Below are 20,763 nucleotides of genomic sequence, written 5' to 3'. Positions count from 1 at the left end.
TCGGGTGCCGGAGGGGGCGGGCGGCCTGCGCTGCCGCGGGGTGGGGGCGCCGGGGACCGGCCGGGAGCGGCTCGGCCCGGAGCCGGTTCAGCGCACGGCGGGGAGCCCGGCGGCCAGTGCGGAGAGGGTGCGCCGCAGGGTCGGGAGCAGCGCGGGCCGGACGGCGGCGAGTTGCGGCTCCTGGGCGTACAGCTCGGACAGGACGGGCGACGGTGTCGCCATCGGGTAGAGCGTGCCGGCGAGCGCCCCCGCCGTCGAGACCAGGTGGGTGCACTCGCTCTCGGTCAGGCCGGGGCGGGCCCGTGCGACCCGGGTGCTGAGGGAGGCGACGGTCGCGAGCACGGTGTGCTTGTAGGCGCGGGCCGCTTCGAGCGAGATGTTGTGTTCCAGGATCGTCGCGGTCTGGCTGAGCAGATCGCAGAAGAGCGACCGCTCGGCGAGGGTCTCGGCGAGCGCGCAGACGGCCTCCTCGCCCGCGTCCAGCCGCGCGGCCACCGCGCTCTGCCACTCCTGCCAGTCCTCTGCCGCGAGGACCAGGAAGATCTCTTCCCGGGTCCCGAAGTACCGGATGACGTTGGACTTGGCGAGGCCGACTGCCTCGGCGACGCTCCCCAGGGTCACCCGCCGTACCCCGTGTTCCTGCGCAAGGCGGCGGGCGGCCGCGAGAATGGTCTCGCGCCGCTGCTGCTTCTGTTCCGGTCGGCGGGCCCGGAGAAATTCCTCTGCTGGCATGACTCGGTCAGCATACGAGAGCGGGAAAGGCGCCGCCTTCTCCGAATACGTGAACGGCGTTCTGTGAGCGTGCAGTCCGCCGTGCGGGCGGAGGGGTGCTCTCACGTTCGTACGTGAACAGGCCGGACATCCGCTGTCCGAAACTCCAGGGTGCGCTCCGCAGGGACTCAGTGGAATTGTCCCCGCCGTCAGGGATTTCAGGATGCCGCTTCCTGATTCCGCTGCCCGGGGCCTTTCCCACGCGCGGCGGACGGGGGAGGTCATGGCATGCCACCTGCGCTTACGTGCTGACGGACGAGGTCGCGTCAGGGAAGCGGTGTATATATCTACCGCTCGGGGCATATCCAGTCACCGAAGGTGGGCGGTGTGGTGAACCGGGTGGCGCACCACGTAGTGAACCGGCCTGCGGAGGTGCGGGAACGCGCGGTCAACCGGTGGATTCATACGGCTTTTCAATGATCTTCCGGGCGGGCGCGCACTATATTGACGCAGGGGGGTGCCCGGCAGTCGGGGGTGGAGTTCGTGAGAGGGAGTTCCCATGCGCGTGACCGGCTTCGATCACCTTGTGCTCAACGTTGCCGATATCGAGCGCTCGCTTGCGTTCTACTGCGGCCCGCTCGGCCTCGAACCGGTCCGGGCCGAGCAGTGGCGTGCGGGGGAGGCGCCCTTCCCGTCCGTACGGGTCAGCCCCTCGACGATCATCGATATCGTCCGGGCGCCGGAGAGCCCCGGGGCGGGCCGTGCGGCGAGTGACTCCGGCGGGGTCGGTGCGGGGCCGGGTCAGGCGGCGGTGCCGGCCAATGTCGACCACATCTGTCTGGTAGTCGAGCCGCTCGACTGGCAACAGGCCATCGACGCGGGCCGGTTGCCCGGTCTCACGGTGGTGGATGGCCCCGGTGAGCGCTTCGGAGCCCGGGGGCACGCCCAGTCGGTGTACGTGCGCGATCCGGACGGCAACACCGTCGAGCTGCGCTGGTACCCGCAGGACGCCTGACCGGCCTGCCGCGCGGCCGGTCTGCCGGGCGAACAGGCGGCCGCGCGAACAGGCGCTCAGGCGACCTCACTTGCCGAGCAGGGTGCGCACGGCTCCGCGGTCGACGCTCGTCAGACCGTGCACCAGCTTCGGGGTGAGGAAGACGATCGCCAGCCCCAGCAGGGAGAACGCGCCGATCTGGAGCGGGGAGGTGAGGTAGTACGCGTGCTGGGCCCCGTGGGACGTGTACGCGTACACCTGATACCCGGGCCAGCCCACGTACCGCGGGAAGACCCAGTGGTACGCCGGGTAGAGGGCGACGGCCCAGCCGGTGACCAGGAAGGTCAGCGAGAGGACGAAACTGGCCACCCGCCACGGGAACATCAGCAGCTGGAACAGCAGCGCCCGCCAGCCCGCGGCGTCCGTCAGCCGGGCCGAAAGCGCCGGCCACAGGCCGGGGTTCCGTGCCGCAGGAACGCCGGGGGCGGTGACATCCAGACCGAGTTGCATCCGCGCCCGGCCCCGCTCGGCGGCGCCGAACGCCCGTGCCCCCGCCAGCATGCCCGCGGCCACCGGCAGGCCCACCACCGTCACGGCCAGCCCCGCGCTCAGCGAGAACATCGCCACCGCGAAAGCGAACCCGGCGACGGCGACCGGCAGCGACGCGAAGATGTATCCCAGCTCGCGGTACGTCCGGGAGGAGAAGGGGCCACGCCAGAAGCCGGCCGGCCGCGCGGCTCCGGAGCCGGAGCCGGAGCCGGCACCGCTTCCGGTTCCGGCCCTCGTGCCGGGCGCGGAGGGCGGGGTCTTCGACGTACGGGGAAAGGTGCTGGAGCTCATCGTGGGCCTCGGATCATCGCGGTGGGGACGTGCCGTCCTGACGACGTTCACGATCCCGGAACCGCGCCTCCTGCGGCATGGAGTGGCCCGGCCTCTTGGGGATGGTGCCAGCACCCCCAAGAGGAGGCGGGGAAGCTCCACCCGCCCCGCCGGACGCCCTCAGCCGCCTGCGCCGCCGAACCGGTCGGAGAGCGCCTGGGCCTCCCCGTACGAGGGAATGCCCGCGGTCCCGGCCGGGAGCGCCGTGCTGTCCGCCACGGCCCTCGCCGTACTGACCGCTGCGTGCAGGGCCGCCCGGAACAGCAGGGAGCCGCAGCTGATCCGGCGCACCCCCAGCGCGGCGAGCCCCTCGGCCGATGGACCGCCCGGCGCCACCAGGATGTTGAGCGGGACGCCGAGATCCTGGATCAGAGCGGCGATGGTGTGCCCGTCCTGGAGCCCCGGTACGAACAGGCCGTCGGCGCCGGCGCGTTGGTAGGCATCCGCCCGGCGCGCGGTCTCCGACGTGTGCCCCGGCAGCCAGTGGGTGTCGGTGCGGGCGTTCAGGAAGAGCTCGGGAGCCGCGCCTTTCACGGCCCGGATGACCGCGCACTGCCGGTCCTGATCGGCGAGCGTGCCATCGGGCCGTCCGTCCTCGATGTTGACGCCGACGACCCCCGCACCCGCCAACTCGGCTGCCAGCCGGCCCACTTCGTCCGGGTCGGTGCTGAAGCCGCCTTCGATGTCCACGCTGATCAGAGCGTCCATCCGGACGAGCCCCAGGGCGAGTCGCACGGTCTCCGCGCGGGCGTCGCCGGTCGCGTCCGCCTTCCCCGCGGCTGCCGCGGCCCCGAGGCTCGTCGTGCCGATCGCGCGGAATCCGGCCTCCGCGAGGGCGGCCGCCGATGCGTGGTCCCAGGCGTTCGGCAGGACGAGCGGTTCCCCGGCTGCGGGCTCGTGCAGGGCGCGGAACTCTTCGAAGGGGGTCACAGGACGCTTCCTTCCGCCGGGTGCGGGGTGAGGGTGTGCGCGGGCACAGGGTGCGGCTCGGGGGCCGCGGGCCCGGCTGGTTCCACCGTAGGCCTCCGCCCGGCCGGCGCCCGTCGGACAGCGGCGGACGGGACGCCCTGGCGACGGCAGGGCGACGGCAGGGCGAGCGAAGGATGAGGTAAGCGGCAGGAGGGCGGCTCGGCCGGGGGGAGCCGCGCCGGGGGTGAGTCAGGTCCTGATCGCTCCGTCGTAGGCGTCGACGATCCGCTGCAGGAAGGCCGCCACGGTGGCCTGCTCCCCGGGGGACAGTGCTTCGGCGGTGGCGGTGACGCCCTGGACGAGCGGGGCGACGTGCTCGTAGGCCGTCGCCTCCCAGTGCGCGGCCGGGATGATGATCACCTTGCGGCGGTCGGTGGGGTGGGGCTGTCTGGTGACGTGGCCCCCGGCCGCGAGCCGGTCGATCACGAGTGTCGTCGCGGCCGTCGAGGCGTCCAGCCGGCGCGCGAGGTCGGTGGGGGTGGTCGGGCCGGCATGGACGAGATGGTCCATCACCGCGAGTCCGGCCTGGTCCACCTGGAGCCGACGGCTCAGATACCGCTCGAAGCGCTGCTGGTTCAGCGTCAGGAGCCGCAGCTGTTCACGGATGGCGCCGCCGGACCCGGGCGCGGGGGCAGCTCCTGCCGGGGTCTCGGAGGCCTGGCCGGTGACAGCACCGGCTGCGGGGCCCGGCGTCGATCCGGGTGCCGCCCCGGGGTCCGGGGCGGCGGATGCAGGCGGTTTGACGTCCATGGGAAGCAGGATACTCTCGATATTGCTAATAAAATTGGTAATCAAGAGTCTGAGGCACAATGAACGCTGTCCCGGCGGACCAGCCGTCACCGACACCACCGCCGTCACCGACGCCACCGCCGTCACCGACGCCACCGCTGTCACCGACACCACCGCTGTCACCGGCGCGGGCGCCGGGAGAGCCACCCGCGCACGCACCGGCGCCACCGCCACCGTCTCCCTACCGATGGCGGTGGCTGATCCTCGTGGTGATGCTCGTCGCGGAGATCATGGATCTGCTGGACGCGTCGATCGTCAACGTCGCAGGCCCCGCCCTGGAGAAGTCGCTCGGCGCGACGTCCGTCGGCCTCCAGTGGGTGATCGGCGGGTACGCGCTCACGCTCGGCGCCGGACTGGTGCTGGGCGGCCGGCTCGGCGACCGGTACGGGCGGCGCCGGATGTTCCTGATCGGCCTGGGATCGTTCACCGCGGCCTCGCTGCTCTGCGCGACCGCGCCGGGCATCAGCACCCTGATCACCTTCCGGCTGGTCCAGGGGGTGGCGGGGGCGATGCTGCTGCCCCAGGGACTCGGCCTGCTGCGGGAGAACTTCACAGGTGCCGAACTCACCAAGGTGTTCGGGGTCTTCGGCCCCGTCCTGGGGCTCGGCGGGATCGTCGGCCCTGTGCTGGGAGGCGGGCTGATCCAGGGTGACTTCTTCGGTCTCGGCTGGCGTCTGGTGTTCCTGGTGAACGTGCCGATCGGACTCGCGGCCCTCGCCGTCGCCGCGCTGATCGTCCCCAGGAAACCGGGCGACCGCACCGTTGTCGTCGACAGCGTGGGCGCATCTCTGGTGGCGCTCTCCTGCGCCCTGCTCGTGCTGCCCCTGAACCAGGGCCAGGACGCGGGCTGGCCCCTGTGGACCTGGCTCTGCATGGCGGCGTCGGTGGCCGGGTTCGCGCTCTTCGCCGTCCAGCAGCGGCGCACGGCGGCGCAGGGGCGCGAGCCGCTGGTCACGCCCGCCCTGCTGCGCAAGCCCGCGTTCACGGTCGGGCTGGGCGGGATCGCGCTCTTCTTCGGCGGGCTGATCGGGGTGCAGCTGGTCCTGACCCTCTTCCTCCAGATCGGCGAGCGCTACACGGCCGGCGACGCCGGTCTCGGCAACCTGCCGCTGGCCGTGGGTACCGCGATCGGCGGCGCGGTCAGCGGAGCCGTACTCGCCGACCGGATCGGCCGGGCGGTCCTCCAGATCGGCCCGCTCGTACAGCTCGGCGGCGCCGCGCTCCTCTGGTACGAGCTCGACCACCTCGGCAGCGCGTTCTCGATCTGGGACATCGCGCCAGGCGTGGTCGTCTGCGGCATCGGCGCCGGGCTCGTCATCGCCGCCCTCTTCAGCTTCATCCTCGCCGCGGTCGGCGATGACGAGATCGGTTCGGCGTCCGGGGTGCTGTCGGCGGTGCAGTCCATCGGGGGCTCGATCGGGGTGGCGGTCTTCGGCTCCGTGTTCTTCGCGCGCGCCACGACGGGCGACTTCACCACCGGCTTCCACCACGCGCTCCTGGTCCAGGGTGGCCTGCTGGTCGCCTTCCTGGCGATCACGCTCCTGCTCCCGAAGAAGGGCAGGCCGGACGAGTTCGCGGAGCCTGCGCAGGACGAGCCTGCGGAGGGCCGGCCTGCGCGGGACCGGCCTGCGGAGGGCCGGCCTGCGTAGGACGGGGCCTGCGGAGGGCCGGTCGGCGCTGGGGCGTGCGGGGAAGCGTGGCGCGCCGGGGAGTACGGCACCGTGCGGGCGGCCATGGGGGAGGGGCGGACAGGGGCCCGGAGCCTCAGAGCCCCGGAGTGCGGGGGCGCGCGGACCCGGATCGGTGTGCCGGCGGTACGGCGCCCCCGCCCTGCGTGCCGCTGCCGGCCGGGCGACGCGGGCCGCTCCGGCGTACGCCGGTCAGCTGGCGGCGACCGGGCGGGGCGTGCCGTGGAAGACCTGGGCGGTGTGCCAGGAGCGGTGAGCGGCCGCCACGGGAAGGGCCCCGGGCTGAGGGCCGGTGAGGGGGCGGCCGGCGAGGGCTATGACGTGGTGGCGGGCGGCGGCGCTGCGGCCGACGAAACTCTGCGAGACGAGGATGCGGTGGTCCTCGCCGAGTCCGAGGACGCCTTGGTCGAAGAGTTTGTGGTGCAGCGAGCACAGACACAGCCCGTTCTCGACATCGTCGGGTCCGTCGAACGCCCACCAGCGGACGTGCGCGGCCTCCAGCCCGACGGACACCGGGCCGATCCTGCCGTCGTAGCCGCAGAAGGCGCACTGGTACTCGTAAGCGGTCAGGACCAGCTCCCGCATCCGCCGGTCCCGCTGCCTCGGCCCGGCCGGGAGCTGTCCGGTCTCGGCCGGCTCCAGCTCCAGGCCGACGGCTTCGCAGAGTTCGGTGTGGAGCGAGGGCGGGAAGTTCAGATCGAGCAGCACCCGCGCCATGCGCCCGAGCAGCGAGGGTTCCCGCCCGAGCGCCGCCCGCAGCTCCGGCGCCAGCCGTCCGGCGGCCCCCGCTGCCCGCAGCTCCCGAATCCCGGAGCCGGGGCTGCCGGGCCCGCGATCGGTGCGCACCTCCCACACCCCGTCGCTCACGAGGTGGTGGAACGGGTAGGCGGGCGAGGTCCTGTGGGGCGGCCCGTATCCGGTCAGCAACTCCTTGAGGTCGCCCTCGATCGCGCTGTAACGCAGCTCACCTGCGGGGTCCTGCTGGAACCTGCCGAGTGCGTAGAGAAACAGCAGTGGCTTGTGCGGAGCGCGTGTCCCGCTCCGGCTCCACTGCCTCAACTCCGCTGTGCGCTCAAGCCAGTCCATGAGGGGGGATGCTAGTGCGATCTTCCGTCCGCAAGGTGAGCAGTGTGATCTCGCTCGGTGCGAAGACCCGGAAGGGCGGCCCCCAGAATCCGGCGCCCCGGCTGGTGTAGAGCTGCGTCCGCTCGCCGTGCCGGCTCAGGCCCTGCACCACCGGCTGATCGATCCGGACGAGGAAGTTGAACGGCCAGATCTGGCCGCCGTGCGTGTGCCCGGAGACCTGCAGATCGATGCCGGCCGCAGCCGCCTGACCGACGTACTTGGGCTGATGGGCGACGAGCAGGACCGGCCGCTCCGGGTCTGCCCCCGCCAGCGCACCGACCAGGTTCGCACGGTGCCCGGCCAGGCCGGAGGACTCCGCGGTGACGTCGTCCACACCGGCAAGTACGAGGCGGTCGCCGCCGCGTTCGACCACGACATGGCGGTTGTGCAGCGGCTCCCAGCCCAGTTCCGCCATGCGGTCCAGCCAGCCCTGGGCCTCCCCGAAGTACTCGTGGTTCCCCGTGACGTAGACCTTCGCCAGCCGTGACCGGATGGTCCCGAGCGGCGCTGACTGCTCCCGGCGCTGGGCGGGGGTGCCGTCGGCGATGTCGCCCGCGTGGACCACGATGTCCGCGTCGAGCGCGTTGACAGCCTCGGCGACCCGCGTCGACCAGACGGCCCGGTCGATCGGCCCGAAGTGGGTGTCGGCCAGCACCACGACACGGGTGCCGTCCAGACCGCCGCCGAGCCGGGGGATGTGGATGTCCAGCCGCTTCACCCGGGGCACGCGCATGGCCTCGTGGTGCCCCCACGCCAGCAGCCCCGCGGAGACCACGGCGACGGCCACGGCGATGCTCCTGGCCCGCTCGCCGCCGCCGACGCCGAGCCCGGTCAGTACGAGATGCACCAGGGCGCCCAGCGCCGACCAGGTGAACAGCACCCAGACCACCCCGAGGCTGGTGTCCGCGATGCGGGCCGCCCGGTCGGCTCGCCGGTGCCCGTGGCCCGCGGCCATCAGGAAGGGGAAGGAGACCAGCCAGGAGGCGAAGACGACCGTGCCCGCTACGAAGACGGGGAACGGCCAGTGGACGCCGGAAGCGAACAGCGTCCACCAGGGCAGGAAGAACAGCATCGCCAGCACGAGGAGGACCACGGCCCCGCCCAGCCGCCGGCGCAGGGACCGCGGAGGACGCGGGCTGCCTTCCCCGGGCAGGGGGTCCGGTACGGGCTCCGCCCTGTCCCCGTCCCCGTGCTGCGCCGCGGCGGCCGCGATGCTCTCCGGCCCCCCATCGGACGACGACCGGGTTTCCGACTCCGCCCGGATGGATTCGCTGTCTGTCACTGCGCTGCCCCTCACGTCCGCCCCCACTGTCACTACCCATCGTCCGTCACCCGGGGCCCGCGGAACCGCCCGGACCCTGCTGCGGCGCCATCCGGCAGGGCTGACATGACGCCGTTGGCATGGCGGGAGTGGCAGCCGTTGCGGTGATAGCACTCAACTCCCTTTGACTACCGCGTACTTGTGGCACTCCTGATGACGTGGTGCCCTTGTGACTCACGGGCAACCGACGTCAGAGGGGAACGAGTCTCATGATCAGGCGATTAGCAGCTGTGGCGGCACTGATCCCGGCCATGCTGGGCGTGACATCCGGTGCCGCTTCGGCGCACCCGGCGCCGAAGGCGACCGCAGCGGTGGTCACTCTGACCTACGACGCCAGTCGGGCAGGTCAGTGGGCGAGCGCGATCACGCAAGGTGTGCAGAACTGGAACGCGGCGGTACACAACGTGCACCTGCAGCCGGCGAGCTCGTCCGGCTCAGCCAACTTCGTCTACGTGGCGACCAGCGGCTGGCCCCAGACGACGCTCGGGCCGATCGTCCCGGGCGGCAGCAGAGGGCAGGTGCAACTGGGCCAGGAAGCGGTCGACGAGGGCTACGACACCACCCGGATCGCGGCGCACGAGACCGGACACATCCTCGGGCTTCCGGACGACTACAGCGGGCCGTGCGCGGAGCTGATGTCCGGCCATGGCCCCGGTACGTCGTGCACCAATGCCAAGCCGAGCGCGGCAGAAGCGGCGCAGGTCGACCGGAACTACGCGCGCGGCGCGGCGTCGGTGAGCCCGAAGCAGCACCGGGTCGTGATCGACGTCTGGCCTGCACCGGCCCTCGCCGACGCGCACTGACGAGCAGCCGGAATCGGACAGAGGACGACGTGGCAGGGCCCGGACCGTGCGTCACGGTCCGGGCCCTGCCACGTGCGGTGCCGTCCTGCGACGGCGGTGCGTCAGCTCTGTGCGGTGTCGTCGCCCGTCTGCCCGGTGCCCTCAGCCGCGCCTGCCTTCTCACGCATCTTGCGCACCAGCTCGGCCTTCTGGTCGGCTGCGCCCTGGCGGTCGAGGTTCCGGTGCGGACCGTTGTTCTGCCGTTCGGCGCGGGACAGCTTCTTGCGCTGGCCGCCGCCCATGCCCACGGGGTTGTTGATGTTCTTGCTCACGGTCACGGGTTCTCCCGGTCATGATGTGAAGTGATCTACGGATGCATCGGTGGGGGACGGGCGGCGACGTCGGAGGACGTCAGCAGGGGCCCATCACGCGCTCACTCGTAAATCGGCGTCTGGAAGAACATGTCAAAGACGTTACCCGGTTCCGTCGGCCCCGCACACCAACCCTTTCGCTGCCCCGGCACCGGCCGGGCCTTCGGCGAGCGCCCGGGCTCAGAACATGAGCCCGGGCGCTCGCCCGGGCACGGCCCGGGGGTCGGCGCCATGACCCATCGGACGCTGTTGCGGTGCGGGTGCCGGGGGAGCTGCGGTCGGGGCCGGTAATGCCGGGCCCGCGCCGCCGCCCGTCAGGAAGCTGCCAGGAACTGCCCCGGCAGGCTGATGTGCCGGACATCGTCCGGCCCCGCGCTCCCCGCGGCCCCGTCACGTACCACCGCCGCGCCGTCCTGCGGCGACACGACGAGCCAGCCCGCCCGGGTCCGTACGACCTGCGCCGCGTCTGTCAGTCCGGGGAGCGTCACCTGTGCTGTGCGGTGACCGGTTGCCGTGTCGAAGGTGACCAGGATCTCCTTGCCGCCGTGGAAGACGGCTGCCGCGACCGTGCCACCGTCGACCGCCAGTTGGTCGACGCGTCCGCCCACCGCCCGCACCACATCCATGTCATGCCGTCGCTCCATCGAGACCACACCCGATCGGCCCGCGGCGGGCGTGCCCACCACAGGCCGGCCGCCCCGGCAGGCCACTGTCTGCGCCTGCGTCCCTCCTGTGAAGGGGATGACGCGGTCGGTCCTGCCGGTCGCCAGGTCCAGGCTCAGCACCCTGGTCCGTCTGCTTCGCCCCTTCCCCTCATCCTGTGTCACGCACAGTTTGTCGCTGTCCGTCCCGCCGGCTGCCTGCGAGACCGTTCCGTCGACCCGTACCGTGCGTACGGTGCGCCGCAGGTCGGCGCCGTCACCGACGAGCACGGAACTGTGTCCGCCGTCCCCGGAATCGGCCTGTCCCGGCACACCCGCAAGGTAGTGAGCGGACGCGACGATGCCGTGCGCCGCCTCCTCCACCGCGGCCTGCCGGCCCACCGCGCGGTTCTTCGCGTCGAGCACGTACAGCCGGTCCGGTTTGCCACCCTTGCGGCCGACCGCCAGCAGCCACTTGCCGTTCGCGAGGTGCGCGATCTGTGGCGCCAGGGTGTCATCGTCGTCCCCCTGAGCGGGCACTACGGTCAGCGGCTCGGCGCGGTGCTTCTCCGGGTTGATTCCCACCACGGCGAGCTGGCCGCCGATCCGGGACAGCGTGAAGTCCTCGGAGCCCTTCCAGTCGGTGCCGAGGGTGACGCCGTTCGGACCTGAGCAGGAGGTGGTGAGGGCTGCCAGAGCAAGCAGCCCGGCGGCGCCGGCCAGCAAGGCGGAGCGTGGGGGGCGGGCACGCAGGGGTGTCAGCGGTCGCATGGGTGTTACCAGTCCTTCATCGCATCGGTGGGGGAGAGTGCTGCGGCGCGCCGCGCGGGGACCAACGCCCCGGCGACGACGACCAGCACCAGGGCGGCCAGGAGCAGCAGGGCCGTACCCACGCCGGGCAGGGGGGCCGCCCCGTGTATGTACGGCGCCGTGCCCGAGCCGGCCCGTAGTACGGCGGCGGCCACGGCAGATAGGCCGACTCCGAGGACGGCGCCCACGAGCGCGGCGTACACCCCCGTGAGCGCCATCTCGGCGAGCAACAGGCCCAGGACCCGACGGGTGCGGAAGCCGACCGCTTTGAGAATGCCGATCTCGCGGACCCGCTGCCGGGCGAGCGCGCCGGTCACAGCGACGGCCCCGGCGAAGGCGAGCAGTCCGAGAACCACCACCAGTACGCGCCCCACCTGGCGGATCAACTCCAGCACAGCGGGCAGCGCGGTGAGTTGCTGCCGCAAGGTGACTGCCGGGTAGCCGAGGTGCTGGACACGCTGCTGCACAGCTGCCACGTCGGCCGAGCGGTCCGTGACCACGGTCAGCTGCCCATAGCCGACCGTCGCCAGATACGTCTTCGCCGACACCCCCGCACGCTCCGCCGCCCAGCGCACCACGGTCGCGTCGTCCGCGTAGGCGGTGTCGGGGCCGTCGATCTGCCACGCAGGGTCGTACAGACCGACTACCCGTACGGTGTCGTCGTCACCCGTGCCCTGCCCCTCGGCCACGAAGCGGGTGAGCGTGGCGGGCACGGTGCGGCCCAGTTCGGCCTTGAGTGACAGGCCCTGCGCCTTGGCCGGCAGCACGACCTCGCCGGTGCGCAACGGGAAGAGGTGCCTGCGCACGGAGGACGTGACGGGCGGAGGCAGTGCCGGCCGGTACGTCGTCGCGTACAACAGCGCCCCGCTCACCCTGTCGTCCTTGATGCCGAACGATGCCTGCAACCGGTGCTGTACGGACGCGACACCGGGCAGCCGTGCCAGGGACCGCACCGAGGAGGTCGTCAGCGACTTCGCGTCGGGGCCGTCATTGTCCGGCTTGTCCACGGTGATGCTGCGATTCGCAGCGCTCTCCCGTACGCCTGAGTCAGCCGCACCCTGCGCTTGACCCGCGATACCGGACGCGGCCACGCAGACGGCGACCGCGACGGCCACGAGCCCCACGAGCGCGTACAGGCGGCGCCGCAGCGCCCACACGTTGGCCAGGGCGAGTCCCAAAAGGCTCATGCCTCCCGCCTTCCCACGCCGTCGGCGCTGCTGAAGCCCTGACCGCCGTCTGCGGTGTCATTCCCGTCGTTCACGTCGGTGCTGTCCAGCGTGCCGCGCTGCCCGTCGAGGTGGAGCACCTCATCCGCTGTCCCGGCGACCGCCCGGTTGTGGGTCACGATGACGACGGCCTTGCCCTCATCGGCCAGTTCACGGAACAGCCGCAGCATCAGCGCCTCGCTGTCCTCGTCCAGGTTGCCGGTCGGCTCGTCGGCGAGGATGACGGGCGGGTCATTGACCAGAGCCCGCGCCAGCGCCACACGCTGCTGTTCGCCGCCGGACAGCTCACCAGGCCGGTGGCCGGCTCGCGCCGCGAGTCCTACCCGCTCCAGGAGGACGCGTCCGCGTTCTGCGGCGCCGTCACGTGACGAGGCAGGCAGGACGACATTCCGCAGTGCCGAATGCTGCGGCAGCAGGTTGTATGCCTGGAAGACGAAACCGAGCCGGTTCCTGCGCAGATCGGCGCGGGCGACGTCTCCGAGACCGGCCGTGTCGGTCCCGCCAACCAGCACGCGGCCGCTGTCCGGTGGAGTGAGCAGACCCAGGATGTGCATCAGCGTGCTCTTGCCCGACCCCGAACGGCCCATGAGCGCGGTCACCCGGCCGCTTTCGGCGACGAAGTCCACCCCGCGCAGCACGTCGACCCTCTGATCGCGCAACGTGTAGGACTTCACCACCCGCTCCGCCCGCAATGCCGCCGCCCCGGCATATTGTGCGGCCTCATCCGTAATGCTCACTGTTGTCCTCTGTTCGTTCGTTTCCCGGAAGCGGACCCGGACGGCCCGGCTCCCGCCCCCGACCGGCCTGTGGTTTTCGGTACGAGGCCGGGCACCGCGCGGTTCAAGGTCCATACGGCCCAGGTGGTCTTCAGATCACATCCCGGGTCCGTACCGCCTATCCGGTAGAGCCCGGGGAGCCCCGGGCATCCGCGGTACGGGGCGATCTCGTCGTGCGCAGCTCTGCGCAGCGGCGCGTCGAGCCCGCCGCCAAGCAGTACATAGGCCCGTAATACCTGCGCGTAGTCGTAGATGGCGGTGAACCGCTCCGGGTTGCGCGCCCAGGGCTCCAGGGCGCCCCGGGTGATCCAGCCAGGCGGGTTTCCGGCGGCGTGCGTGTCATGGGCCCCGTCGACCAGTGCGGCCGCTGCGGCCACGGACCGCGGAGTGGTGAGCCGCCAACCGGGGGTCCGCGGCCGGGTTTGTGATGCGTCATGGAGAGGCTTGGGCTCCCCGCGAGGGGCAGCCAGGGTGGTTCGGTCGGCGCGGGTGACACGCCTTCCGCGCCCCAGCCGGCTCTGGATGGCGCCTAGGGGCGGCCGGATGCTCTCGGCTAGGCTGGCACGCCCTCCAGTCAACGGAGGGCTCCGTGGGCAGGGTTCGCCGCTCGACCTCGAAGTGACTGACCTGGAACCGCTCGTCACCCTGGAGGCTCTGGGCCGAGCCGGCGGCTCACCCATCAATATGCCGACGTGTCGCTGGTCGACTTGCTCTGTCGGGAGAGGCTCGTCTCCGCCGGGGCTGCCTGCCCGCGTCCTTCAGGATTGGGGCGCCGCTTCGTAGATCCTTCTTGGTCTCGACGGCAGTGAAGTCGGCCTCGATGTCCAGGCGGCTGCCGTCGCCTGGATATGGCTTCCGGGGCGCCGCTCAGGTCGTTCTCGTCGAGGTTCGGACCGCCGTCGAGCACCAACTGCCGCCCACCGGCCTGGAGCGTTGCTCCGGAACGAATCGGCTTGCGGTCGAGAAGCCGTGCCGGCGGCTTCTCCAGGTGGGTCTGCCGAGCTGTGGTCATGTGCCGCGGGCGGCTCGAACTGACCTGCCGGATGAGCAGTTCGTCTGCGTTGCGCTGCTCGGTAGGCGGGCGGCTGTGGTGGAGGGGATGCGCCGCCACTCGTCTGCAGAGGCCGTTGGCTCCGAAGACCGGACGCGGGGTGGAGCTCAGGATTTCGGTCATTCCGCCGAAAAGGGGTGCGGAGAGTGGATCGGTGGCAGGACTGTGGCAGCGAACTGAGGCCAAATCTGAGACCAGGGACGACGAAGGCCCCGACCGGTGCTTGAGTTCCAGTGTTGATCAGTGGGCTGGCCGTCGTTTGCCTCGACCAGTGTCATAGGAGAGGTCACCACTTCGGCCTCTCCACGGGCGGCAAGGTCCAGCCAGGCGATCATCTTGCGGTCTCTCCGCAAGGCGAGGGAGAGGGCCTCACCGTCGAGTACGAAGACTCGCAGCCACCGGCTCGGCTACGAGGTCAGGGATCAGCATGGCTCACCGAGCGGCGCTGATCCCCAGCAGCTCGGCGACGGTCCGTGATCACCGCCATTGTCAGCGCGTCTGTTTCTACTAGGCGTGAACAACGCGTCGAATTCGGCGGCTACCCGTTTGGCTCCATGCTGCCGCTCCCGAGCCACTTTTCACTGATATTGATTGCGGGCTGAATCACCTCAGGATAGCGATCCGCGAGGTATTCCTGTTGAATCTCCTTGCCGGTCCGTCGATCCGTGACGATTTTTACGCCGGATGCCTTCATTTTTTTGAGTGTGCCAATGGATTCCCCCGACACCAGGGCGTTGAATGCCTTGATGGCCTGGGACGACTGCTGAACGCTGTCCCTGCTCACGACTCCACGATTTACATTGATCATGGTATTCGTGTACATGGCGCGAGGGTCTCGTCCGACGAACTCTCGGCTGTCCTCGCCGATGCCGTCGAAGAACAGATCGGCAATGTGCTCAGGCCATACTTCCGTGATGAGCTTATGCGCGACAATCAGCCCCGTCGCGCTGGCGTGGCACTGCTTCCCCTTGCTGACGAGGCGGACGATGTGCTTTTCGTCGACCGGCCACGTCGGGACCATCTCCTGAAGCTGCTCGGCGGTCAGCTTTCCGTTGGTCCACCTGGTCCAATGGAGGCCAGCTGCACGGTTGGCGAGAATCTTCAGCGCGGCAGCGTATACGTTGGCGTTGCTCTGTCGCATCTCGGTGATCTGGGCGACGAAGTCTCCCGCGGAGCGGACGCGGCCGCCGTCGATGGCGGCGAAGCTCTCCGGGCTGAGGTTGTACGTGACTTGAGCGGTCACCGTGGCGCCGGTCTCGATGATGGCAGCGGCGCGGTGCTGTCCATCAATGAGGCAACCGTGCCAGTCCAGCGCGAACCCTTGGTGTGTTGTGCGATAGAGGCCATTCCGAAGAATGTTTTTAAACTTGTCCACATTGGAGCGTTTCAATGGAACGCGGTTACACGTCCTCTTTTCCATCCATGTCGAGCATTTAGCTGGAGTCACCTCGATGATCTCGGTGTATGGATCCTTATTGTTTTCCTTGGTCACGGTCTATTCCTCTCGATTGTGCGTCGATGTTCCAGCGGAGCTGAAGGCGATCCGGCTGCACATTCCGCTCCGCTGTCGGAGATGCTAGAACGGAAGTCGGTGGCTAGCATCGGATGTCGCATTGCTTCCCTTTAATGGGGATTCCGTGGGATGCCTCGACAGTAATTGATCATTTTCATTCAATGTTTTTCGATGATGTTGAACTTCGAGTCAGAGGGAAGTCGCTCGAGTCGCGTCTCAGACCCGACTAGAGTCGCGTGATCCGCCGAGCTGCTCGGCCTTGCTGAGGTGTGAGCGTTATGGCCGTGCCTCTACCCCGCCGTATCGGGGTGGCCGATCCGGCGCAGTACCTCGTCGCCCTGTGGGAGCCCGACATCGCTGAGCACCCGCGCCATGTTGGCGCCGACGAAGCTCCGGTCCTCCGGCGTCAGCGACTGGAGCGCCGCCGCGAGAGTGTGTTCCCAGTCGTTCCGGTCGGAGAGCAGCCCCCGATGGGTCACCGTCCAATCGAGCACGTCCTTCGCCTCTTCCGGCCGGTGCAGCAGCCAGAGGGCCGCAAGGCCCACCGGGCCGCCGGCCACGACTTCCCGATAGAAGCGGTACGCCTCGCGGTGGGCTTCGCCGAAGCCCGACGGAAGAGTCGGTGCCGCGCCGGTACCGGGGGTGGGCAGAAGCGCAGCCGGCGGGTCCAGAAACCAGTAGGTGAGGCCGGAGCCGTCGATCACCCTGGGCCGGCCGGGAGGTTCGACCTCAGTCGTACTCAAGTGGGGTGGTGGCGTGCGTAGCGGGTCGGGCATGCCGGGCAATGTGGCGTTCTCGTTGATGTGACCGACGACCAGCTGCCGGGCGCGCTCCTCGGTGAGCCGGTCCCTGGCTGCGACGACCGGGTTGCTGACCTTCCACGCAACTCCGTAACGGGCGGGGGGTTTGGGCGGTCGGCGCGGGATGTCGACCGAGATCCGTCGCTCCGCGAGCGAGACCCACGCGATGTCGAAGAATTCCCCGTCACGCACCCCGCGCCCGGTGGGCCGGGGGTAGCCCCAGTAGTCGCCCTCCCGGGGTGGCACCATCGCGTCCTCCCCACCGTCCGAGAGGAAGACCAGAGCCCGGCCCTCCGGGGCCCCGAACCGAAGGCGGAACAATTGCCAGGCCGCCGAGGAGTCCAGCGGTGAGATGAGCGGACCAGTCATGAGGCGAGCCTTTCCGTCGAAGCCGTACGGGAACGGTGGTGACGCAGGACGAAGCGCAGGACGCCGCGGTGGTTCCGGGCCGCCGCGGCGAGCGCGGCGAGGACCTGCGGGAAGGCGGTCCGCCGCCGCAGGTCGGGGTCGCCTTCGATCAGCAACAGGCCTGCCGCCATCCCCTCGTGGGTGGCTGGGTCGTCCAGGGCTGCGACCACGATTCCGCGCGCCCGTTCGGGCTGGTCCGTGAGCAGATCGGCGAGCCGTACCCGTCGTATGCCCGGAGCGTTGGGCAGGGGGAAGGAGGCTTTGCTCATGGCTTCGACGGCGTGAACGGCGAAACCATGACAGGGCGTGCCCGGAGCGGCCCCCTGCCACTCGCGCAGGAGGCCGAGGACGAGCACGTGGTTGGCCTCCTCGGAGAGAAGGGTGCTGAGAGCGAACGACACTGCGGTGCGCAACGGGACCTCCAGCTTCTCGTCCGGTCGGTCGAGCACCGTGTCCAAGAGCTTCAGGGCGGCGGCAGGGCGGGCTAGGCCGTAACTGCCCCCACAGGTCTCGGCCACGGTGCAGCGGAGTGGGACGGGGGCTGCCCGGCTCCACTGCCGCAACTGCTCCCGTACTGCTCCGGTGAGGACGGGATGCTGGACCATCTCCCCGAGCGCGTTGGCCACCAGGCGGCGGCGCCAGCGCTGGTCCGACGAGGCGAAGGGGTGCAGCTGCCGGAGGGTGTCCGGTCCGGTCGAGTGGGCCAGCACCTTCCCGATTGCCTCGCCCGCCGCCAGCTCGACGCCGGTGTGATGGGGAGCCTCGCCCAGGCTCTTCCACAGCAGTTCAGCCATGCCTTCGTAGTCCAGCCACAGTGACCGGAGCAGGGCGTCCGACCGGTGCCGTCCGGAGAAGCCGACCGGTTGGACCGGATAGCGCTGCGCCGCTCCGTACCGGGGTGGCAATAGGCGAGCACCGACAGCCGCCAACCGGTCCTCGAAGGCTGGCCCGAGCACGTCGCGCGGGGCAGGTGCCCCCTTGGCCGGCCCGGGTCCCCCGGACACGGCCTGTGCCGGGCCGCCGCGGCCGTCGATGTGGGCACGCAGGACAGTGCTGAACCGCTCGACAACCGTACGGTCCTGGTCGGGCAGCAGGCAGATCGCTGCCATCAGCGAGATCCGGTCGGCGCGGTGCCGTGCTTCCGCGAGCGCTTTGCGCGCCGCCGCGGGACTGCCGGTTCGCAGGTCGGCGAGTACGGACGCGGCTGACTTCCCCACGACGACGAGGTCGCGCAACCCCTGCGCCACCGCCACGCTGTCCCCGGGCAACGGGTGCGCGTCCAAGTGGTCGGAGAACTCCGCCGTAGCGAGGTGCCGCAGCGCTTCGGCCTCCTGCCCGGGGGTGAGTTCACCTGCGTCGGCCATGGTGCTCAGGCGCTTCGCGGCCACCTCGGCGGGCGGTGGCGGGTGGTGTCCGACCCGCCAGGGCAGTGTGTCGCCGGGCAGCGTCGTCTCCACTCGTACGGTGATGACCAGATGGGCGCCCGAGCGGCGCAACAGCGAGGCGAGCGCGGTGAGAACGACTTCACCGAGCAGGCCGGCGGTCTCCGGGGACAGCCCCTGGAGCAGATAGCCGCGCCCTTCCCTGGGGCGCCATCGCGACAGGTCGTCGGGCGAGTCCAGACCGGTGATGCCGTCAGCTCCGTAGCGTTCCTCCAGCAGCGCGAACGCAGCCGTGCCCGCCCCGGTGCCGCTCCCGGCCTGCAGAATCAGGAGGTTGCTGTCCAGCACCTTCCGGCACTGGGCGTGGGTCGGTGGTTCGACGAATCCGTACAGGTGGGCGCGCACGTCGTCCGCAGGGTACGGACCCTCCCGTAAGCGGGGCTTGCCGATGCGCTCGCTGACGTCCTCGTCGGGCTGGACGCCGATGAACACGTTGGCATCGCCCGCGATCCCGCCCATGACCGCGAAGCCCTGGTCCACCCGTTGCTGGTTGTCGCGGTAGGTACTCCCCGCACCGGCACCGCCTTCGGGACCTTCGCCGTCCGGGCCGGGGGAAGTGCCCGCGTCGGCGCTCAACGGGGGGCCCCGGCGCCACCGACTCGCTTGTCGCCCGAAACGTTGTCGCCGCCGCCCCAGTGCTGGTTGGTGCCGTGGTTCGTGGTGGATCCGCCGCTGTACGTGACATCCCGCCCCACGCTCCCCATCACGGCAGCACCCTCACCCACGTGCTGCGTGTTGCCGCTGTATTGCGTGCCGGATGTCGCCGGTTCCTGTTCCCGAGCGGCGGAGGTGTCGGCCGGCGCCGCGGATTCCTCGCGCGGTCGCACACCCGCCTGAACGAGGTTCCCGGACGGCGACGGAACGTAGAGCCATGCCCGCTGCGAGAAGGTCTTCCCCTCCACGGTGGCGGGGACCTCCACACAGCGGTCGGGGTGCAGGCCGGTGTACCCGCTGAGCACGACGTCCTCGTAGACGCGCTGGGAGACAATGGCTGCCAGATGCGTGACCTGCTCGCTCGCTGCAGTCAGGATGGCCTTAACCGGACGGGAGTCCAGCAGCCGGTGTGTGTCGTTGCGTGCGGTTCCGTTGCCGTCGCCGGGGCGGTCCGCATCTGGCAGTGGTCCGACGTGGACGCTGGCACGGAGCCGGATGCGCGGGCCCACGGACTGCTTGTTGTACGCGCCGAGCGTGTCGTCCAGCACGCCCAGGAACGGCCAGAGGACGAAGGGCAGCAACGCCGGATCGAAGCCGAACACCACGCCGTCCCCAGTGTTGGCCAGAAAACGCTTGGCCTCACGGAGTTCGTGGAGTCCGGCCCGGTCCAGCGCCTGGTCGACGAGTTCGGGGATCAACCGGCTCACCGGACCGTGCTGGACAGCGGGAAGACCGGTGAAGTCCTTTGCGTCGACGGCGAACAGGGCACGGTAAGGAGGCAGCGGACGACTCTCGGCGTACGCGGCGGGAACGGGGCTGGACATGCCTGATCTCCTCGTGGGCGGCGGGGCGTTACGAAGCCGATGGCCGGCTGATTCGAGGTTCCGCCGGTTCCGTCCGCCCGACTGCACAGCGCAGGGCAGTTCGCGGGTGTCCCACGTCACAGCGCGGGCGGGTTCACGGAGCCGCGGGTGGTGGGGTCCACGACGCGGGCGTGGTTCCCGATCCGGTCATAGCCCAGTCGCGCAGCATCTTCATGTCCCTGATGACGATCGTCCTGCGGGCTGTCTCCACCGCCCCGGACTCGCGCAGCCGTTGCAGTCCGGTGATGACCGCGTTGCGGGTGACCCCGGTCGCCTGGGCGATCTCCTCCTGGCTCAGACCGGTCAGCCGTACGACCTCCGCTTTGCTCCCGGGCGCGGTGAGCTCGACCAGCCTCAGGAGTGCCCGCGCCAGGCGGGCGACCAGCGGAAGGGTCAGCAGTTCGGTGCGGTGGGCGTCGGACTCCCGCAACCGGGAAAGAGCCTGTCGCATCAAATCCATGACTAGCCCGCGCTGTTCGATGAACCGGCGGAACCGCTCCGCCTCCAGCACGACTGCCGTGCAGGGGGTGAGCGCGACCACTTCCGCCGTGCGCGTGGTGCCGTGGAAGACGGACACCTCGCCCAGCAGGTCGCCCGGCCCCCGGAAGGCCAGCCAGGTCACGGCCCCGCCCGGCTCCCGGCACGCGACCTTGGCGAGCCCGTCGGTGAGGGCGAGTAGATGTGTCCCCGCGGACCCCTGTCTCAGCATCACACTGCGTTCATGGAAGGTGCGGATCGTCCCCTGGGCCCGTAGCTCGCGCCACGTCTCGTCCGACAGCACCCGTCTCCCCCCTACGCCCTGTGCGCGGCGGCCCCGCCCTGCCATGTGCACGGCATCCTGAGCCGCCCGCCCCTATGAGTTCTACGGCGCACCGACCGCTTCCGTCGCGATTCGGGTGACCTTGTCCGATAACGGCTGTCGCCCCGGGCATCGGCACGGGGCCCGGCGA

At 70.5% G+C, this 20,763-nt stretch carries 19 protein-coding genes; 3 read left to right on the top strand and 16 right to left on the bottom strand.

The genetic code is table 11. The features are described from left to right. Positions 1-87: 87 nt before the first annotated feature. Positions 88-732, bottom strand: coding sequence for a TetR/AcrR family transcriptional regulator (locus OG917_RS16685; protein WP_328318384.1), 645 nt, complete (start codon positions 730-732; stop codon positions 88-90). Positions 733-1,270: 538 nt separating this feature from the next. On the opposite strand from OG917_RS16685, the gene OG917_RS16680 reads away from it, so the two are divergent. Continuing rightward, positions 1,271-1,726: a VOC family protein gene (locus OG917_RS16680; protein ID WP_328318383.1), complete on the top strand. Its 456-nt coding sequence runs from the start codon at positions 1,271-1,273 to the stop codon at positions 1,724-1,726. Between the two features lie 66 nt (positions 1,727-1,792). On the opposite strand, the gene OG917_RS16675 is transcribed toward OG917_RS16680, so the two are convergent. The 3 genes from OG917_RS16675 to OG917_RS16665 all read right to left on the bottom strand — a co-directional run bounded on the left by OG917_RS16675 (position 1,793) and on the right by OG917_RS16665 (position 4,303). Further along, positions 1,793-2,545, bottom strand: coding sequence for a sensor domain-containing protein (locus OG917_RS16675; protein ID WP_328318382.1), 753 nt, complete (start codon positions 2,543-2,545; stop codon positions 1,793-1,795). Positions 2,546-2,704: 159 nt separating this feature from the next. After that, positions 2,705-3,514, bottom strand: coding sequence for an isocitrate lyase/PEP mutase family protein (locus OG917_RS16670; protein WP_328318381.1), 810 nt, complete (start codon positions 3,512-3,514; stop codon positions 2,705-2,707). Positions 3,515-3,742: 228 nt separating this feature from the next. Then, on the bottom strand, positions 3,743-4,303 hold the full coding sequence (locus tag OG917_RS16665; RefSeq protein ID WP_328318380.1) for a MarR family winged helix-turn-helix transcriptional regulator: 561 nt from the start codon (positions 4,301-4,303) through the stop codon (positions 3,743-3,745). A gap of 251 nt (positions 4,304-4,554) precedes the next feature. On the opposite strand from OG917_RS16665, the gene OG917_RS16660 reads away from it, so the two are divergent. Next, positions 4,555-5,991, top strand: coding sequence for an MFS transporter (locus OG917_RS16660; RefSeq protein ID WP_328318379.1), 1,437 nt, complete (start codon positions 4,555-4,557; stop codon positions 5,989-5,991). Positions 5,992-6,222: 231 nt separating this feature from the next. Here OG917_RS16660 and OG917_RS16655 read toward each other — a convergent pair whose 3' ends face one another. Together OG917_RS16655 and OG917_RS16650 are read right to left on the bottom strand one after the other, a co-directional pair. Next, positions 6,223-7,116: a phosphorothioated DNA-binding restriction endonuclease gene (locus OG917_RS16655; RefSeq protein WP_328318378.1), complete on the bottom strand. Its 894-nt coding sequence runs from the start codon at positions 7,114-7,116 to the stop codon at positions 6,223-6,225. Further along, a complete protein-coding gene (locus OG917_RS16650; RefSeq protein WP_443059082.1) occupies positions 7,103-8,308 on the bottom strand; it encodes a metallophosphoesterase in 1,206 nt (401 codons plus the stop codon). Before OG917_RS16650 ends, OG917_RS16655 begins: the two co-directional genes overlap by 14 nt. A 377-nt stretch (positions 8,309-8,685) precedes the next feature. Here OG917_RS16650 and OG917_RS16645 point away from each other — a divergent pair, with 377 nt between their 5' ends. Beyond that, complete coding sequence (locus OG917_RS16645) at positions 8,686-9,279, top strand: snapalysin family zinc-dependent metalloprotease (RefSeq protein WP_328318377.1); 594 nt, start codon at positions 8,686-8,688, stop codon at positions 9,277-9,279. A 101-nt stretch (positions 9,280-9,380) separates the two neighbouring features. On the opposite strand, the gene OG917_RS16640 is transcribed toward OG917_RS16645, so the two are convergent. The 10 genes from OG917_RS16640 to OG917_RS16595 all read right to left on the bottom strand — a co-directional run bounded on the left by OG917_RS16640 (position 9,381) and on the right by OG917_RS16595 (position 20,594). Further along, the gene (locus OG917_RS16640; RefSeq protein WP_328318376.1) at positions 9,381-9,596 is read right to left on the bottom strand and encodes a DUF6243 family protein; all 216 of its coding nucleotides are present in this window, start codon (positions 9,594-9,596) and stop codon (positions 9,381-9,383) included. A gap of 347 nt (positions 9,597-9,943) precedes the next feature. Beyond that, the gene (locus OG917_RS16635; RefSeq protein ID WP_328318375.1) at positions 9,944-11,041 is read right to left on the bottom strand and encodes a hypothetical protein; all 1,098 of its coding nucleotides are present in this window, start codon (positions 11,039-11,041) and stop codon (positions 9,944-9,946) included. Positions 11,042-11,046: 5 nt separating this feature from the next. Beyond that, positions 11,047-12,267: an ABC transporter permease gene (locus OG917_RS16630; RefSeq protein WP_328318374.1), complete on the bottom strand. Its 1,221-nt coding sequence runs from the start codon at positions 12,265-12,267 to the stop codon at positions 11,047-11,049. Continuing rightward, the gene (locus OG917_RS16625; RefSeq protein WP_328318373.1) at positions 12,264-13,043 is read right to left on the bottom strand and encodes an ABC transporter ATP-binding protein; all 780 of its coding nucleotides are present in this window, start codon (positions 13,041-13,043) and stop codon (positions 12,264-12,266) included. Before OG917_RS16625 ends, OG917_RS16630 begins: the two co-directional genes overlap by 4 nt. Next, on the bottom strand, positions 13,040-13,459 hold the full coding sequence (locus OG917_RS16620; RefSeq protein ID WP_328318372.1) for a hypothetical protein: 420 nt from the start codon (positions 13,457-13,459) through the stop codon (positions 13,040-13,042). The genes OG917_RS16625 and OG917_RS16620 overlap by 4 nt, the downstream gene beginning before the upstream one ends. Before the next feature lie 1,212 nt (positions 13,460-14,671). Then, complete coding sequence (locus OG917_RS16615; protein WP_328318371.1) at positions 14,672-15,625, bottom strand: hypothetical protein; 954 nt, start codon at positions 15,623-15,625, stop codon at positions 14,672-14,674. 311 nt (positions 15,626-15,936) lie between these two features. Then, positions 15,937-16,815 (bottom strand): hypothetical protein, encoded by an 879-nt coding sequence (locus tag OG917_RS16610; protein ID WP_328318370.1) that lies wholly within the window; start codon positions 16,813-16,815, stop codon positions 15,937-15,939. Beyond that, on the bottom strand, positions 16,812-18,872 hold the full coding sequence (locus OG917_RS16605) for a hypothetical protein (protein WP_328318369.1): 2,061 nt from the start codon (positions 18,870-18,872) through the stop codon (positions 16,812-16,814). Before OG917_RS16605 ends, OG917_RS16610 begins: the two co-directional genes overlap by 4 nt. Beyond that, positions 18,869-19,774: a hypothetical protein gene (locus tag OG917_RS16600; RefSeq protein ID WP_328318368.1), complete on the bottom strand. Its 906-nt coding sequence runs from the start codon at positions 19,772-19,774 to the stop codon at positions 18,869-18,871. The genes OG917_RS16605 and OG917_RS16600 overlap by 4 nt, the downstream gene beginning before the upstream one ends. A gap of 133 nt (positions 19,775-19,907) precedes the next feature. Then, on the bottom strand, positions 19,908-20,594 hold the full coding sequence (locus OG917_RS16595) for a Crp/Fnr family transcriptional regulator (RefSeq protein ID WP_328318367.1): 687 nt from the start codon (positions 20,592-20,594) through the stop codon (positions 19,908-19,910). Positions 20,595-20,763: the final 169 nt, after the last annotated feature.

This window comes from Streptomyces sp. NBC_00388, assembly GCF_036061255.1.
Taxonomy (GTDB): Bacteria; Actinomycetota; Actinomycetes; order Streptomycetales; family Streptomycetaceae; genus Streptomyces.
Note: the sequence above shows the minus strand (reverse complement) of the source record. Positions and strands in the feature narration are given on the sequence as shown.

Coding starts and splice junctions, on each gene's coding strand:
- OG917_RS16685 (WP_328318384.1), bottom strand. CDS start 732: ATGCCAGCAGAGGAATTTCTCCGGGCCCGCCGACCGGAACAGAAGCAG.
- OG917_RS16680 (WP_328318383.1), top strand. CDS start 1,271: ATGCGCGTGACCGGCTTCGATCACCTTGTGCTCAACGTTGCCGATATC.
- OG917_RS16675 (WP_328318382.1), bottom strand. CDS start 2,545: ATGAGCTCCAGCACCTTTCCCCGTACGTCGAAGACCCCGCCCTCCGCG.
- OG917_RS16665 (WP_328318380.1), bottom strand. CDS start 4,303: ATGGACGTCAAACCGCCTGCATCCGCCGCCCCGGACCCCGGGGCGGCA.
- OG917_RS16660 (WP_328318379.1), top strand. CDS start 4,555: ATGCTCGTCGCGGAGATCATGGATCTGCTGGACGCGTCGATCGTCAAC.
- OG917_RS16655 (WP_328318378.1), bottom strand. CDS start 7,116: ATGGACTGGCTTGAGCGCACAGCGGAGTTGAGGCAGTGGAGCCGGAGC.
- OG917_RS16645 (WP_328318377.1), top strand. CDS start 8,686: ATGATCAGGCGATTAGCAGCTGTGGCGGCACTGATCCCGGCCATGCTG.
- OG917_RS16635 (WP_328318375.1), bottom strand. CDS start 11,041: ATGCGACCGCTGACACCCCTGCGTGCCCGCCCCCCACGCTCCGCCTTG.
- OG917_RS16630 (WP_328318374.1), bottom strand. CDS start 12,267: ATGAGCCTTTTGGGACTCGCCCTGGCCAACGTGTGGGCGCTGCGGCGC.
- OG917_RS16610 (WP_328318370.1), bottom strand. CDS start 16,815: ATGACTGGTCCGCTCATCTCACCGCTGGACTCCTCGGCGGCCTGGCAA.
- OG917_RS16600 (WP_328318368.1), bottom strand. CDS start 19,774: ATGTCCAGCCCCGTTCCCGCCGCGTACGCCGAGAGTCGTCCGCTGCCT.